We start from the raw sequence: 255 nt of genomic DNA, 5'->3' as shown, positions 1-255 counted from the left end.
ATATCCGCGAGGACTACAAGAACCTGCTGCGTACCCTGACAACCTGACGCAGCCCACGAGGCAAGGGACTAGACCATGCATTTCACCATTCAACGCGAAGCCCTGTTGAAACCGCTGCAACTGGTCGCCGGCGTCGTGGAACGCCGCCAGACATTGCCGGTTCTCTCCAACGTCCTGCTGGTGGTCGAAGGCCAGCAACTGTCGCTGACCGGCACCGACCTCGAAGTCGAGCTGGTTGGTCGCGTGGTACTGGAA

At 60.0% G+C, this 255-nt stretch carries 1 pseudogene; it reads left to right on the top strand.

What is annotated here, in order from left to right:
- Window positions 1-75: 75 nt before the first annotated feature.
- Window positions 76-255: pseudogene (locus tag ACLJNW_RS26680) on the top strand (DNA polymerase III subunit beta); the annotation flags it as partial.

Source organism: Salmonella sp. SAL4457 (assembly GCF_046548235.1).
Classification (GTDB): domain Bacteria; phylum Pseudomonadota; class Gammaproteobacteria; order Enterobacterales; family Enterobacteriaceae; genus Salmonella; species Salmonella enterica.
The sequence above is the reverse complement of the archived record's forward strand: the minus strand, read 5'-3'. Positions and strand labels throughout refer to the sequence as shown.